General features: G+C 69.5%; 14 protein-coding genes. 8 read left to right on the top strand and 6 right to left on the bottom strand.

Annotation, left to right across the window (positions count from 1 at the left end; all coding sequences use genetic code 11):
• Positions 1-132 precede the first annotated feature (132 nt).
• The 5 genes from ABD357_RS20395 to ABD357_RS20375 form a co-directional block, all read right to left on the bottom strand.
• On the bottom strand, positions 133-906 hold the full coding sequence (locus ABD357_RS20395) for a succinate dehydrogenase iron-sulfur subunit (protein WP_344391814.1): 774 nt from the start codon (positions 904-906) through the stop codon (positions 133-135).
• Complete coding sequence (sdhA, locus tag ABD357_RS20390; RefSeq protein ID WP_344391813.1) at positions 906-2,660, bottom strand: succinate dehydrogenase flavoprotein subunit; 1,755 nt, start codon at positions 2,658-2,660, stop codon at positions 906-908. Before sdhA ends, ABD357_RS20395 begins: the two co-directional genes overlap by 1 nt.
• 19 nt (positions 2,661-2,679) lie before the next feature.
• The gene (locus tag ABD357_RS20385) at positions 2,680-3,171 is read right to left on the bottom strand and encodes a succinate dehydrogenase hydrophobic membrane anchor subunit (RefSeq protein WP_344391812.1); all 492 of its coding nucleotides are present in this window, start codon (positions 3,169-3,171) and stop codon (positions 2,680-2,682) included.
• A gap of 5 nt (positions 3,172-3,176) precedes the next feature.
• Positions 3,177-3,557: a succinate dehydrogenase, cytochrome b556 subunit gene (sdhC, locus tag ABD357_RS20380; protein WP_344391811.1), complete on the bottom strand. Its 381-nt coding sequence runs from the start codon at positions 3,555-3,557 to the stop codon at positions 3,177-3,179.
• Positions 3,558-3,830: 273 nt separating this feature from the next.
• Entirely contained in the window at positions 3,831-4,421 is a 591-nt protein-coding gene (locus tag ABD357_RS20375; protein WP_344391810.1) for a 2-oxo-4-hydroxy-4-carboxy-5-ureidoimidazoline decarboxylase, read from the bottom strand.
• Positions 4,422-4,762: 341 nt separating this feature from the next.
• On the opposite strand from ABD357_RS20375, the gene ABD357_RS20370 reads away from it, so the two are divergent.
• From ABD357_RS20370 to ABD357_RS20340, 7 genes are all read left to right on the top strand, one after another.
• A complete protein-coding gene (locus ABD357_RS20370; protein ID WP_344391836.1) occupies positions 4,763-6,238 on the top strand; it encodes a beta-N-acetylhexosaminidase in 1,476 nt (491 codons plus the stop codon).
• A gap of 107 nt (positions 6,239-6,345) precedes the next feature.
• Positions 6,346-6,855 carry a hypothetical protein gene (locus tag ABD357_RS20365; RefSeq protein ID WP_344391808.1) on the top strand — a complete coding sequence of 170 codons (510 nt, stop codon included), beginning with the start codon at positions 6,346-6,348 and terminating at the stop codon, positions 6,853-6,855.
• 110 nt (positions 6,856-6,965) lie between these two features.
• Positions 6,966-7,541 carry a hypothetical protein gene (locus ABD357_RS20360; RefSeq protein WP_344391807.1) on the top strand — a complete coding sequence of 192 codons (576 nt, stop codon included), beginning with the start codon at positions 6,966-6,968 and terminating at the stop codon, positions 7,539-7,541.
• A 146-nt stretch (positions 7,542-7,687) separates the two neighbouring features.
• Positions 7,688-8,305 carry an RNA polymerase sigma factor gene (locus ABD357_RS20355; RefSeq protein WP_344391834.1) on the top strand — a complete coding sequence of 206 codons (618 nt, stop codon included), beginning with the start codon at positions 7,688-7,690 and terminating at the stop codon, positions 8,303-8,305.
• 36 nt (positions 8,306-8,341) lie between these two features.
• Positions 8,342-8,938 (top strand): hypothetical protein, encoded by a 597-nt coding sequence (locus tag ABD357_RS20350; protein WP_344391805.1) that lies wholly within the window; start codon positions 8,342-8,344, stop codon positions 8,936-8,938.
• A gap of 413 nt (positions 8,939-9,351) precedes the next feature.
• The gene (locus ABD357_RS20345; RefSeq protein ID WP_344391804.1) at positions 9,352-10,014 is read left to right on the top strand and encodes an RNA polymerase sigma factor; all 663 of its coding nucleotides are present in this window, start codon (positions 9,352-9,354) and stop codon (positions 10,012-10,014) included.
• Complete coding sequence (locus tag ABD357_RS20340) at positions 10,014-11,087, top strand: hypothetical protein (protein ID WP_344391803.1); 1,074 nt, start codon at positions 10,014-10,016, stop codon at positions 11,085-11,087. The genes ABD357_RS20345 and ABD357_RS20340 overlap by 1 nt, the downstream gene beginning before the upstream one ends.
• Before the next feature lie 301 nt (positions 11,088-11,388).
• On the opposite strand, the gene ABD357_RS20335 is transcribed toward ABD357_RS20340, so the two are convergent.
• Entirely contained in the window at positions 11,389-12,255 is an 867-nt protein-coding gene (locus ABD357_RS20335; protein WP_344391802.1) for a L,D-transpeptidase family protein, read from the bottom strand.
• A 253-nt stretch (positions 12,256-12,508) separates the two neighbouring features.
• On the opposite strand from ABD357_RS20335, the gene ABD357_RS20330 reads away from it, so the two are divergent.
• Entirely contained in the window at positions 12,509-14,089 is a 1,581-nt protein-coding gene (locus ABD357_RS20330) for an acyl-CoA mutase large subunit family protein (RefSeq protein WP_344391801.1), read from the top strand.
• The last annotated feature ends 110 nt before the right edge of the window (positions 14,090-14,199 follow it).

The raw sequence follows: 14,199 nt of genomic DNA, 5'->3' as shown, positions 1-14,199 counted from the left end.
TCCCAAGACCACAACCAGGTCTTGGGAGCCGACGTCACGCACAGGCCCGAAATAACCAACAGCATCCCGACTGGGAGACGGGGCCCTCGCGCGAGTGCCGAGCAGGCGAACTCAGCAGGGTTGAACGGGAACTCAGTAGCGGCGCGTGATCAGCGCCCGCTTCACTTCCTGGATCGCCTTGGTGACCTCGATGCCGCGCGGACAGGCGTCCGTGCAGTTGAACGTCGTGCGGCAACGCCACACGCCGTCCTTGTCGTTGAGGATCTCCAGCCGCTGCTCACCGGCCTCGTCACGCGAGTCGAAGATGAAGCGGTGGGCGTTGACGATGGCGGCCGGGCCGAAGTACTGGCCGTCGTTCCAGAACACCGGGCACGAGGACGTGCAGGCGGCGCACAGGATGCACTTCGTCGTGTCGTCGAAGCGCTCACGGTCCTCGGCGGACTGCAGACGCTCACGCGTCGGCTCGTTCGTGTCCTTCGTGATCAGGAAGGGCATCACGTCCCGGTACGCCTGGAAGAACGGGTCCATGTCCACGACCAGGTCCTTCAGGACGGTCAGGCCCTTGATGGGCTCGACCGTGATCGGCTTCTCGGGCCTGATGTCCTTGATCAGCGTCTTGCACGCCAGGCGGTTCTTGCCGTTGATCCGCATGGCGTCCGAGCCGCAGATGCCGTGCGCGCAGGAACGGCGGAACGTCAGCGTCCCGTCGATGTCCCACTTGATCTTGTGCAGCGCGTCGAGGACGCGCTCCTTCGGGTCGATCTCGACCTGGAAGTCCTCCCAGGACGCCTCCGCGGAGACCTCCGAGTTGAAGCGGCGGATCCGGAAGGTGACCGTGATGTACGGGGAGTCGGCGAAGCCCGGCTCGGGCTTGGCGTCTTCCTTGTCGAGGGTCGGGGTTGCCATCAGTACTTACGCTCCATCGGCTGGTAGCGGGTCTGGACGACCGGCTTGTAGTCGAGCCGGATCGACTCGGTGCCGTCGTCGCCCACCGCGCGGTACGCCATGGTGTGGCGCATGAAGTTGACGTCGTCACGGTTCGGGTAGTCCTCGCGGTAGTGACCGCCGCGCGACTCCTTGCGGGCCAGCGCGGAGACGGCCATAACCTCGGCGAGGTCGAGCAGGTTGCCCAGCTCGATGGCCTCCAGGAGGTCGGTGTTGAACCGCTTGCCCTTGTCCTGGACCGAGACGTTCTTGAAGCGGGCACGCAGCTCGGCGAGCTTCTCCACCGCCGTCTTGATCGTCTGCTCCGTACGGAACACCATCACGTTGGCGTCCATGGTCTCCTGGAGCTCGCGGCGCAGCTCGGACACGCGCTCGGTACCGGTCGAGTCGCGCAGCATCTCGACCTGACCGATCACGAACTCCGCCGGGTTCTCCGGCAGTTCGACGTACTCGGCCTTCGAGGAGTACTCCGCCGCGGCGATCCCGGCCCGCTTGCCGAACACGTTGATGTCGAGCAGCGAGTTGGTGCCCAGCCGGTTCGCGCCGTGCACCGACACGCAGGCGACCTCACCGGCCGCGTACAGACCCGGCACGACCGTGGTGTTGTCGAGCAGCACCTCACCCTCGACGTTCGTCGGGATGCCGCCCATCGCGTAGTGCGCGGTGGGCTGGATCGGGATCGGGTCGGTGTACGGCTCGATGCCCAGGTACGTACGCGCGAACTCGGTGATGTCCGGCAGCTTGGCGTCCAGCTGCTCCGGCGGGAGGTGCGTGAGGTCGAGGTAGACGTGGTCGCCCTCGGGGCCGCAGCCACGGCCCTCGCGGATCTCCGTGTAGATGGACCGCGAGACGACGTCACGCGAGGCGAGGTCCTTCATGACCGGCGCGTACTTCTCCATGAAGCGCTCGCCGTCCTTGTTGCGCAGGATGCCGCCCTCACCACGGGCGCCTTCCGTCAGCAGGATGCCCATGCGCCAGATGCCGGTCGGGTGGAACTGGAAGAACTCCATGTCCTCCAGCGGGATGCCCCGCCGGTACACGGCCGCCTGGCCGTCACCGGTCAGCGTGTGCGCGTTCGACGTCACCTTGAAGAACTTGCCGCAGCCGCCGGACGCGTAGACAACGGCCTTCGCCTGGAAGATGTGGATCTCGCCGGTCGCCAGCTCGTACGCGACCACACCCGCCGACTTCTTGACGCCGTCGACCTCGGTGATCAGCTGGTCGAGGACGTAGAACTCGTTGAAGAACTCCACGCCCTCCTTCACGCAGTTCTGGTACAGCGTCTGGAGGATCATGTGGCCGGTGCGGTCGGCCGCGTAGCAGGACCGGCGGACCGGGGCCTCGCCGTGGTTACGGGAGTGGCCGCCGAAGCGGCGCTGGTCGATCGTCCCGCCGGGCGTCCGGTTGAACGGCAGGCCCATCTTCTCCAGGTCGAGGACCGAGTCGATGGCCTCCTTCGCCAGGATCTCGGCGGCGTCCTGGTCGACCAGGTAGTCACCGCCCTTGACCGTGTCGAAGGTGTGCCACTCCCAGTTGTCCTCCTCCACGTTCGCCAGCGCGGCGGCCATACCGCCCTGCGCGGCGCCCGTGTGGGAGCGGGTCGGGTAGAGCTTCGTCAGCACCGCGGTCCGGCTGCGCTTCGTCGACTCGATGGCGGCGCGCATGCCGGCGCCACCCGCGCCGACGATGACGGTGTCGTACTTATGGATCTTCATGAGTCTCGTAGCCCCGGATCTAGCGGATGTTCGGGTCGAAGGTGAAGATCACCAGCGTGCCCAGCAGGATGGTGAACACCGTGGCGGTGTAGAGCAGGCCCTTGAGCCACAGCCGGGTGTTCGGCCGCTCCGCGTAGTCGTTGATGACCGTACGCAGGCCGTTGGCACCGTGCAGCATCGCCAGCCACAGCATGGCGAGGTCCCAGGTCTGCCACCAGGGGGAGGCCCAGCGCCCGGCCACGAAGGCGAAGCCGATCTTGGAGACGCCGCCGTCGAGGACGAGCTGGATCAGCAGGTGGCCGATGACCAGGACGACCAGGACGATGCCGGACAGCCGCATGAACAGCCATGCGGCCATCTCGAAGTTGCCACGGGTCGACTTCGGGGTCTTCTTGGTGCGCTGCCGCGGGGCCTCGATGTAGGGCGCCGGGTTGTCGACGCTGTACGCCAGCTCGCCCGCGCCCTCGACGGGGCCGATGCCGGAGGCGGCGCTCTTCTCAGTAGTGGACATCAGGCTCAGCTCCCGAGGACTTCGCGGACGGCGTGGCCGAGAACCGGGTACAGCGCCCCGATCATCAGCACGACCCAGACACCGACGACCGTCCAGAGCATCTGCTTCTGGTAGCGCGGACCCTTGGACCAGAAGTCGACGGCGATGACCCGCAGACCGTTGAGCGCGTGAAAGAGGATCGCGGCGACGAGGCCGTACTCCAGCAGCGCGACGATCGGCGTCTTGTAGGTGGCTACGACGTTGTCGTAGTCCTCGGGGGAGACACGGACGAGAGCGGTGTCCAGCACGTGTACGAACAGGAAGAAGAAGATGAGGACGCCGGTGACTCGATGAGCCACCCAGGACCACATTCCTTCCCGGCCGCGGTACAGCGTTCCAGCCGGCACGGAAGTTCCTCCGGGAGCGGGGATTGGGGCCGCGCCGGCTTGTGCTGTCGGTCGGGCCCGGCCGGGTACGGTCCACCGGCCCTGGCCATCGTAGCGACGTGCTGTCGGGATGCTTACAGCGGGCCTACCCGATGTGATCAAACAGGCAGCGGACGGCTACCCGCTCGGGGGGCGCTTACGGGGCTGGGCGACTGGTTCGTTGCCGGGTGCGGGTCGGTTGTGGGCTGCTCGCGCCCCGCGGCGGAGCCGCTGATGGTCACTTCCCCGCGCCCCCTAAAGGGGCGCTCCTGTGCGGGCCATACGTGTCAAGCGGCCCTTTGCCAGACGGCGCAGCTCCTCGGCCGTGAGGCAACGTTCCTCCTCGGGATCGTTTGCCAAACGTGACCGGATGGCGGCGAGTGCCTGGTCGAGGGTCTCCGCGGGTGGCATGTCGTCCAGGCAGATGACGAAAACGTGGCCGAAGCGGGCCTCGTACGCGGCGTGGGCTGCGCTCAGGGCCGTGTGGGCCGCGGAGTGGGCGTCGGCGGGGATGTGGGGGAGGGGCTCGCGGGTCAGGGCCTCGGAGAGGTCGGCGGGGGTCAGGTCGTACGCCGCCTCGTCGGCCGCGGCGAGCAGGGAGGCCAGGTCCGGGTAGGGGCGGTGGGCGGCGAGGCGGCGGGCCCAGCGGTGGCTGCCGCAGCAGGCGATCAGGGCCCGTTCGGCCGTGTCCGCGGGTGCGGTGTTGAACCGCTCCAGGCCTGTGGGGCTCGGTCTGGAGCGGGTCTGCCCGGGCAGGGCGACGACCTGCCCGGAGTGGCGAGAAGGACGGTGCGCAGGCAGCGTGGGTTCCTCGGCGGTTCGGTGAAGCTCCTGTGGGGGCCTCACGCGCGATTACGGGAGTGGATCAAGTGTGAGATGTGACATTCACGCTATCGAGGTGCGATCGAAGCTGTCCGAGGGATGCCCGAATTTCACCCGGACGGCAGAGTTTCGGATCGTGTGGTGGACGGTGGCGTGGTGAGCTGAGGGCCTAGGTTCGCGGGGGACAGGCAGGGCAATTGATTGGGTGATCTGTGGTGAACGGGCGTGGGCGCCGGGCGACGAGGGGCCGGAGGCCCCAGCTGGTCACGAGCCGGAGGCCTCTGTTGGTCGGGACCGGAGTGATCGTGGCGGGAGCCGCGGCCCTGACGGTCGCTCTGTGGCCGAGCGGAGGCAACGGCGCGCCGATGACACAGCAGCCCACGGACCCGCCCGCGGCCTCGCCGTCGCCCAGTCGTACGTACCCGATGTCGACGACGCCCCGTACGATCCCGGCCGTACGCGAGCACACCCCCGCCCGCGGACCCGGCTGGCGTCCGGCCGGCGAGGGCCGCGTGGTCGTGAACGACGCCGACCTCGCGGACGAGGGGCGGCTGCTCGCCGGGGAGCTGAAGCTCAGGTACGCGGGGACGGGCGACGCTCGCGCCGGGGACGTACAACTGGCCCTCACCGACGAGGACTCCGGGGACGAGTCGTACACGCTGGCCGTCAAGGACGGGCGGGTGCGGATCAGCGGGCCGGCAGAAGCGGGCGTGTTCTACGGGACGCGCACCCTCAAGCAGGCGGTGCGTGCGGACGGTGCGGCGCCCGAGGGGGTCGTACGCGACAGTCCGGCGAAGCCGCAGCGCGGGTTCATGCTGGACATCGCGCGCAAGCACTTCACGGCCGGGTGGATCGAGGACCGGATCCGTGAGCTGGGGGATCTGAAGTACAACCAGCTCGGGCTGCACTTCTCCGACGACCAGGGCTTCCGGATCGAGTCCGGCAAACACCCCGAGGTCGTGTCAGAGCAGCATCTGACCAAAGCCGAGGTGCGCCGCATCCTCGACCTCGCCGCGAGCCGGCACATCACCGTCGTTCCCGAGATCGACTCACCGGGCCACCTCGGCGCGGTGCTCGACGCGCACCCCGATCTCCAGCTGCGCAACGTGAACGGCGTGGCCACGCAGGGAGCCGTCGACATCTCCAAGCCCGCGGCGGCCGACCTCGTGGACGAGCTGCTGGACGAGTACGCGGAGCTGTTCCCCGGGCCTTACTGGCACCTCGGCGCCGACGAGTACCGGGCGCTGATGGTCTCGAACCCCGAGGCGACGTATCCGCAGCTGGCAGTGGCCGCGCAGAAGAAGTACGGGGCGACCGCGGGCGTCGCGGACCTGGCGACCGGGTGGCTCAACGACCGTGCCAGGCTGATGCGCGGGCACGACCGGACGATGCGGGCCTGGAACGACGGCTTCTTCCCCGGGGGTGCCGTTCAGGCATCCGACGACATCCAGGTCGCGTACTGGACGGGCAAGGAGATCGGCGCCCGCCAGCCGACCGAGTACCTGCGGGCGGGCCGCAAGGTGATCAACTACAACGACGAGTTCCTCTACTACGTCCTCGGTCAGCCCAACCAGTTCGTCTACCCCACCGGGCAGCGCATCTACGAGCAGTGGACGCCCCTCGTCCTGCGCGGCACGACTCCGGTTTCCCAGGAGTACGACGACCAGATCCTCGGCGGCTCCTTCGCGGTCTGGTGCGATCTGGCGAACTCCCAGACCCAGGACCAGGTGGCCTCAGGGATCCGTATGCCGCTGCGGGCGCTGGGACAGAAGCTGTGGGATCCGCGGAAGCCGGGGGCGTCGTGGGGCGAGTTCTCCGCACTGGCGCAGAAGCTGGGCTGACGTCCAGTCGGTGCGGTTGGGATGAGTTGACCGTTTCGGTAGCGAACGGCCGTACGACTGTGATGACGTTGGGGCCGAGTTGAACTGCAACGCCGGGGGGAGCCGGAATGGGTTACTGGGGGTACTACGTCGTCGGCAGGAGCGAGTCGCCGCTCGCCGAGCTGGACGCGTTGTCTGAGGCCAAGGGCCTGACGCTGCACGAGAGGGCCGACGACGGCTGGCAGGTGTGGGAGTACCCGATCGAGGACGGCACCGGTGATGTCGGGAACATGAGCCACCTCGCCGAGGAGACCGGCGCGCCCGCGCTCTTCGGGTACGTCATGGACAGTCAGTGTGTGGTCGTCGAGGCCGCCGCTCCGGAAAGCGGGGCGTGGACGAGCTGCCTGGCGAGAGACGCCATGGCCGGTTATCTGGGGGGCGCCGAGAACGGGCTGACGGTCGAGGACTACTTCCTGGAGCCGCGCGACGCCGCCGAGCGGGCCGTGGCCTGGGCCGCCGAGTCGGGCCGTACGGTGCCTGAGGAGCAGCTTCTCGAGGTGTTCACCGCGGACGCGGACCCGTCCGCCGAGATGCTCTTCTTCCAGTTCCTGGACCGGCTCGGGGTGATGCACAGCTGAGACCCGGCGAGATTCGGCCACTCCGTACTGTGACGTTCCGGCCACGGAGGACGCAGTAAGGGGAAGTGCGGGCTCCGCAACAAGAGGCGCCCCACCGTAGGGAGGCGTGGATGAGCCTGGTGGAACTGATCGCTCAGGCCGACGAGCGGGGTCTTGCCGCCAGCGGTCTGGCATGTCTGGACCGCTGCATACCCTTGCTGGGTGGTGACGACGAGGTGCTGCGTCCGTTGTGGGCGAGCCTCGCCGAGGGCGCGGAGGCCGAGGACTGGGGAGAGCGCGTCGCGTGGGCCCGGGCGGAGCTGGCAGCCTCGAAGGCTCCTGAGGGCGACGTCTCCCCCGAGGGCGAAGCCGCCGCGCTCGCCCATCGCATGCTCGACGCCGTGCCCCTGGAGCATTCCGCCGAAAACCTGCGCGCATGGGCCGACGCCTGCTCCGTAGCCGCCCTCCAGGTCCACCGCCTGCTGGACGCGGCGGACGACGGCGCGTCCTCGGTGTCGGCCCGCCGCGAGGGCCGTACGCAGGACATGTCGCCCCTCGTCGCCGCCGAACTGCGCCGCCAGGTCGCCATCCTGGAACTGCTGTCGGGCGGCGGCGCCGCGAGTCTGCGGCAGGCTCTTGACCTGTCGACGGAGGGGCGGCGCGTCTTGCGCGCGGTCGTGTCGCGGCGGGCCCGCGGGCGGGTCTGAGAGGGGACCGAGGAGCCTGCCCGCATTCGTGCCGCTGTGACATTTCTGGACGTCCCGGCGCTGATCGCCTTGGGGGCACGCCCTCGAGGTGATCCATGACGCGTGGCGCGGATCTCGGTACGAACTCGGTGCGAACGAGGACAGTGTTGGGCCAGGGAGGCGAACCCCGCCGCGAGCAGGCGGCCGACGGAGAACTGGGCATGGCCGTCGCGCGGGCGCAGGAGGGGGACGAGGACGCCTTCTCGGTCGCGTACCGGCTGGTGCAGCCCGGACTACTCGGTTATCTGCGCGGCCTCGTCGGCGACGACGCGGAGGACGTGGCCTCGGACGCCTGGCTGGAGATCGCCCGCGATCTGGGGCGGTTCCGCGGGGACGGGGCCGGATTCCGCGGCTGGACCGCGACCATCGCCCGGCACCGGGCGCTCGACCATCTGCGGCGGCAGAAGACCCGGCCGCGGCCGTCCGTGCTGGAACAGGACGTGCTGGAACTCCCGGGCGTGCACAACACGCACGACCAGGCACTGGAGTCCATTTCCACGGAGTACGCCCTGGAGCTCGTCTCACGACTGCCACGCGACCAGGCAGAGGCCGTACTGCTGCGGGTCGTGGTGGGCCTGGACGGTCCAGCCGCGGCGCGCGTGCTGGGCAAACGCCCCGGAGCGGTACGCACCGCCTCATACCGGGGCTTGAAGACCCTCGCTCGTCAGTTGGGTGCCGCAGGTGTGACGGATGACGGCCCCAGGACGCTGGGGGAGTCGGGATGAACGGCACGCGATCTCTGGGCAAGGGCGGACTCGGACATGGGTGAACGACACGACGCCCCCGCCCTTGAAGCCGTCCTCGCCGCCGCCGTACGCGCCGACTCCCTCGACCCCGGCGCCGAGGACCGGGCCCGTGCCGCCTACCGCGCCGCGCGCCAGACGGAAGCCCATGGTGCGCGCACCCGGCGGCGGGACGACTGGCGGCCGCGGGCCCACCGGAGGCTCGGGCGTTCGCTGCGGGCGACGCTGGCCGCACTGCTGACAAGCGCGACCCTCGGCGGGGTGGCCATCGCGTCGATCGGCTCGGTCGGTACCTCGGACGACGACAGCGGCGTACCGCGGCCCTCGAAGAGCGCGCCGGACCGGACCGCGGAGGATCCCGACGCCACGCCTGGGACGCCCGGGCATCGCGACGGCTTCTCGGGCCGGCCCTCCGCTCGTCCTCCGTCCGCCCGGGACCGCGAGGCCGGGCCCTCCGGTCGGCCCGTCAAGAAGCCGAGCTCTCCTGACCCCCGTACGGGTGATGGGCCGACGACTCCGAACAAGCCGGCCGAGCCGGGCAAGCCCGGCAAGGCGGCCGTCCCCCCGAAGAACCCCGGCGGCGGCCCCACCCCCACCAAAGGCACGAAGAACTGATCCGACACTCATCCGATGGTGTGATGTGCCCGGAGAACAGCGGCGATGCGCCCGGAGATACCCGAAGAGGTCCGGAGAACAACATGGCCCGGCGTCTGCGACGGCAACGTGACCATGCCGATGGCAACGGCCGGGGCCGCCACCCCCCACAGGAGAGGCCCCGACCGTCGCGCGGCACGGGCCGCGCGGCGACCCGTACTCTCTACAGCGCCGAGGGTGCGTTTTCTGTCACACCCCGGCGCTGCAAGGCTTGCTAGTACGTTGTACGCACATGGACGACAGATGCTTTCTGGCCGTACCGTGCATTTCGCGCCGGATGCGGGGCAGGACCGCATCCAACGACTTGAGGAACCACGACGGCGAGAACCCGGTCCGCAAGAGCGGCGCCGGCTTAGGCGCAAAAAGGGGCGCGCGTGCTGGGGGACGACGCGGAGCTGACCGCCGCGGTGCTTGCGGCACAGGACGGCGACGAGACCGCGTTCCGGACTGTGTACCGGGCCGTGCATCCACGGCTTCTGGGGTACGTACGGACGCTGGTCGGCGACCCGGACGCCGAGGACGTCACATCCGAGGCCTGGCTGCAGATAGCCCGCGACCTCGAACGGTTCAGCGGAGACGCGGACCGCTTCCGCGGCTGGGCGGCCCGGATTGCCCGCAACCGCGCCCTGGACCACATACGGATGCGCGGCCGGCGCCCCGCGATCGGCGGCGACGAGACGGAGCTCACCGGGCGGGCGGCCGAGTCCGACACCGCAGGTGAGGCCATCGAGGCGCTCGCCACGGGTACCACCCTGTCCCTCATAGCCCAGCTTCCGCAGGACCAGGCGGAGGCCGTCGTGCTGCGCGTAGTCGTCGGCCTCGACGCGAAGACCGCCGCCGAGACGCTGGGCAAGCGTCCGGGAGCCGTCCGCACGGCGGCGCACCGCGGTCTGAAGCGGCTCGCCGAGCTGCTCGGCGCGGATCCGGAATCCACTGGCGCACTGAGCGCCGTACCCCCACAAAGAGAGCCGCGCAGCGACGCGGTGTCGTCCGCAGGTGTGACGCATATGCGTTCGCGGACGCAGAAGGACATGTGATGGCCGACGAGCAGTACAAGTGGTTGGACCGCAGTACAGCGGAACGACTCCTGCGCGGAGAGCCACTCGAAACCGTCGACGCCGACAAGCGCGACCAGGCCGACCGGATCGTCCGCGCGCTGGGCGCGCTGACCGCCGAACCCCCGCTGAGCAGCGCGGAACTCCCGGGCGAGGCCAATGCCATGGCCGCCTTCCGCAAGGCGCAGGCCGGCCGGGACGGCGAGCACGCGAGCCTCGGACACCGCGGCCATTCGCACACGGCCACCTCCGCCGATGTGGGGCTCGTCCGCATCGGCCGCGCTTTGGCGGGACGTCGCGGTCCGTCCCGAGTGGCCCGCCGCCCGGTGCGTTACGGGCTCGCCGCCACGCTGGCCGCCGGGATGCTCGGCGGGGCGGCGATGGTCACCACGGCCGGAGTGCTGCCGTTCACCGACGACGATCCGGAACCCGGAGCGACGGTGACCGCGCCCGCCACCCCGAAGCGTCCGCTGATCACTCCGTCCCCCGGCGGGACGCGGGGCGGCGCCCCCGACGTCCCGAATCGGGACGGCGACACGGGAGGCCCGACCGGCGACGGCTCCCCCTCGGCTCCGGGCGCCGGCGACGACGCACGCAAGGAAACGCCGGGGAGCACACCCCCGGGGCCCGGAGCGGGCGGCGCCGGCAATGAGGCGCGCTCCGCGGAGTGGTGGAAGAAGGTCACCGCCGCCTGCCGGGACGTCCGTGACGGCAAGAAACTCGACCCCGACCGCAGACGCAGCCTGGAGGAAGCGGCGAGCGGGCCCGAGCGCGTACGGCAGTACTGCACGAACCTCCTCGCGCAGTCCCAGGACCGGGACAACGCGGCGCCCGAGGGGAACGGCCAGGGCAACGGTGACTCCGACGACGCCGACGACTCCGACGACGGGGCCGACAAAGGCGGCGGGAAGAACGGGAAGGGAGGGAAGGGTAAGGGCGGGAAGGGCAAGGACGACGAGCCGGGTGAAATAACCCCGACCACCGACTTCCAGCGCGCCGCCACGACCACCGACGTCCAGCACGCCGCCCCGGCCCTCACCACCGCCTCCGCCTAGGCGACCACCTCCGGCGAGGACACGTCGACCCTGGCCTCAGGGGACGGCACGACTCCGCTGTCCTTGACCCCATCCCGGCCCTGACCTGCGTTTTCGTACGCCTTCAAAGGTCTGGCCCGCAGGGTGTGACACTTTCGGCCGCGGCAGCGCAGTATTAAGTGAGCCGACTGGTCATCGGCTGGCGCACGAGCCGGGGTTCCCCCCGTACCCATGGCTCAGTGCACATTGGCGCGGGCGGGACACGTTCCCCCGGTCCCGCCCGCGCCCCATACCTCTCCTCGCGCCCTCCCGACCCCGGCGCTCACCAGTGGACGACGACCTTGTCGCCGCTCCTCACCTGTGCGAACAGTGCCGCGAGCGTCGCCTCGTCCCGTACGTTCACGCAGCCGTGCGAGGCGCCGTTGTAGCCGGTCGCCGCGAAGTCCGAGGAATAGTGGACCGCCTGGCCGCCGCTGAAGAACATCGCGTACGGCATGGGGGTGTCGTACAGCGTCGACACATGGTGGCGTGACTTGAAGGTGACGTTGAACTCGCCCTCCCGGGTGGGCGTGTACTGCGAGCCGAAGCGCACGTCCACCGTCGAGAGGGTCCTGCCGTCGATCATCCAGCGCAGCGTGCGGCTCGTCTTGCTGATGCACATCACGCGGCCCGTCATACAGCGCGGGTCCGGTTTCGCGGCCGGCTGGTCGCCCGCCGCGTACAGCTCCCACTTGCCCGGCTCGTATGTCATGTTCAGCAGTCGCTGCCAGGTCACGGAGTCCGTCTTCCCGGTCTGCGGCAGCCCCCGCTTGCCCTGGAAGCCCTTGACGGCGGCGACCGTCGCCGCGCCGTACGTCCCCGTCGGGCCCTCGAAGAGCCAGGCGATCTGACGCAGCCGGGCCTGCACTTCGCGTACGTCTCTGCCCTGGTCGCCCCGCGACCAGAGCACCTTGGGAGGCGGCGTGGGGGACGGCTTCGGGGGCTTCGCGGCCTGCGAGGGACTGGCGTCGTCGCCGGCGGGGTCGGCCGGCTGGGCAGGCTTCTCGGGACTCTCGGGCTTGGGGTCGTCGGTCTCGACCGGCGCCGTCGAGATGCGTATCGGGTCCGGCTCGGCGGACGTACCGGCGGCCTGGACCGTGCAGCCGCTCACCGCGGCGAGAACCACGACAGCCGTGACTGATCTCCACATGCCTGGAGTACGCATTTGGATCCCCCGTTGCTCACTGTGCCCCTTGAGATGTTTCCCGGGGGTGCTTGGTTGCGAACTACGGGGCATTGTGGTGACCGGGCGCGTAGTTGCGAGCGGTTGTGACCGGGGTCTCGTCCGGGCTGTGAGCAAGCTCCCAGCCTGGGCCTCTCCACCGGCCGCACGGCCACCACTACAGTCCGTGGCGAGGGTCGTCTGTACTGGCGAGTATGTGAAGCAAGCGGAGGCACACACCATGGCGCGCGAGTCGGAGTCCGGACTGCCCATCGAGCCGGTGTACGGGCCGGACGACCTGGAGGGCTGGGACCCGGCCGAGAAGCTGGGGGAGCCGGGCCGCTACCCGTTCACGCGCGGCGTCTACCCGTCGATGTACACGGGCCGCCCCTGGACGATGCGGCAGTACGCCGGTTTCGGCACCGCCACCGAGTCCAACGCCCGCTACAAGCAGCTCATCGCCAACGGCACGATGGGGCTGTCCGTCGCCTTCGACCTGCCCACCCAGATGGGCCACGACTCGGACGCGCCGATCGCGAGCGGCGAGGTCGGCAAGGTGGGCGTGGCGATCGACTCGATCGATGACATGCGGGTACTTTTCGGCGGCATCCCGCTGGACAAGGTGTCCACGTCGATGACGATCAACGCGCCCGCCTCCCTGCTTCTGCTGCTGTACCAACTGGTCGCGGAAGAGCAGGGAGTCAGCGCCGACCAGCTGACGGGCACGATCCAGAACGACGTGCTCAAGGAGTACATCGCGCGCGGCACGTACATCTTCCCGCCCAAGCCCTCCCTGCGCCTGATCGCGGACATCTTCAAGTACTGCAAGACCGAGATCCCGAAGTGGAACACCATCTCGATCTCCGGCTACCACATGGCCGAGGCGGGCGCCTCACCCGTGCAGGAGATCGCCTTCACCCTCGCCGACGGCATCGAGTACGTGCGTACGGCGGTCGCGGCCGGCATGGACGTGGACGACTTCGCCCCCCGCCTCTCCTTCTTCTTCGTATCGCGTACGACGATCCTGGAGGAGGTCGCCAAGTTCCGTGCGGCGCGCAGGATCTGGGCCCGGGTGATGCGGGACGAGTTCGGCGCGAAGAACCCGAAGTCGCTGATGCTGCGCTTCCACACGCAGACGGCGGGTGTGCAGCTGACGGCCCAGCAGCCTGAGGTGAACCTGGTCCGCGTCGCCGTCCAGGGCCTGGCCGCCGTGCTGGGCGGCACCCAGTCCCTGCACACCAACTCCTTCGACGAGGCCATCGCCCTGCCCACCGACAAGTCCGCCCGCCTAGCGCTCCGTACGCAGCAGGTGCTGGCGTACGAGACGGATGTGACGGCGACGGTCGACCCGTTCGCGGGCTCGTACGTGATCGAGAAGATGACGGATGAGGTTGAGGCGGCCGCAGTCGAACTGATGGCGAAGGTCGAGGAGTTGGGCGGCGCCGTCAACGCCATCGAGCACGGCTTCCAGAAGGCGGAGATCGAGCGCTCGGCCTACCGCATCGCCCAGGAGACGGACGCCGCCGAACGCGTCGTGGTCGGTGTCAACCGCTTCCAGTTGGACGAGGAAGACCCGTACGAGCCCCTCCGGGTGGACCCGGCCATCGAGGCCCAGCAGGCGGAGCGGCTGGCGAAGCTGCGGGCCGAACGCGACCAGGGAGCGGTGGACGCGGCCCTGACCGCCCTGAAGAAGGCGGCCGAGGGCACGGACAACGTCCTGTACCCCATGAAGGACGCACTGAGGGCTCGCGCGACGGTGGGCGAGGTGTGCAATGCGTTGCGGGAGATCTGGGGGAATTACGTGCCGTCGGATGCGTTCTGAGCTGGTCGATTACTCCGAATGAGTGATCACGAGCAGCATCCGCCCCTACCCGGTTACGCTCACGGAGGGTGCTCCCCAAAGGAGGGTGCCGTGGCCGTGATGCCGGCGTC

This window comes from Streptomyces vastus (assembly GCF_039532825.1).
Lineage (GTDB): Bacteria > Actinomycetota > Actinomycetes > Streptomycetales > Streptomycetaceae > Streptomyces > Streptomyces vastus.
The sequence above is the reverse complement of the archived record's forward strand: the minus strand, read 5'-3'. Positions and strand labels throughout refer to the sequence as shown.

Excerpts from the sequence above, each read along its gene's own strand:
- ABD357_RS20395 (WP_344391814.1), bottom strand. The coding sequence starts at position 906 with ATGGCAACCCCGACCCTCGACAAGGAAGACGCCAAGCCCGAGCCGGGC.
- sdhA (WP_344391813.1), bottom strand. The coding sequence starts at position 2,660 with ATGAAGATCCATAAGTACGACACCGTCATCGTCGGCGCGGGTGGCGCC.
- ABD357_RS20385 (WP_344391812.1), bottom strand. The coding sequence starts at position 3,171 with ATGTCCACTACTGAGAAGAGCGCCGCCTCCGGCATCGGCCCCGTCGAG.
- ABD357_RS20370 (WP_344391836.1), top strand. The coding sequence starts at position 4,763 with ATGACACAGCAGCCCACGGACCCGCCCGCGGCCTCGCCGTCGCCCAGT.
- ABD357_RS20365 (WP_344391808.1), top strand. The coding sequence starts at position 6,346 with ATGGGTTACTGGGGGTACTACGTCGTCGGCAGGAGCGAGTCGCCGCTC.
- ABD357_RS20360 (WP_344391807.1), top strand. The coding sequence starts at position 6,966 with ATGAGCCTGGTGGAACTGATCGCTCAGGCCGACGAGCGGGGTCTTGCC.
- ABD357_RS20350 (WP_344391805.1), top strand. The coding sequence starts at position 8,342 with ATGGGTGAACGACACGACGCCCCCGCCCTTGAAGCCGTCCTCGCCGCC.
- ABD357_RS20340 (WP_344391803.1), top strand. The coding sequence starts at position 10,014 with ATGGCCGACGAGCAGTACAAGTGGTTGGACCGCAGTACAGCGGAACGA.
- ABD357_RS20335 (WP_344391802.1), bottom strand. The coding sequence starts at position 12,255 with ATGTGGAGATCAGTCACGGCTGTCGTGGTTCTCGCCGCGGTGAGCGGC.
- ABD357_RS20330 (WP_344391801.1), top strand. The coding sequence starts at position 12,509 with ATGGCGCGCGAGTCGGAGTCCGGACTGCCCATCGAGCCGGTGTACGGG.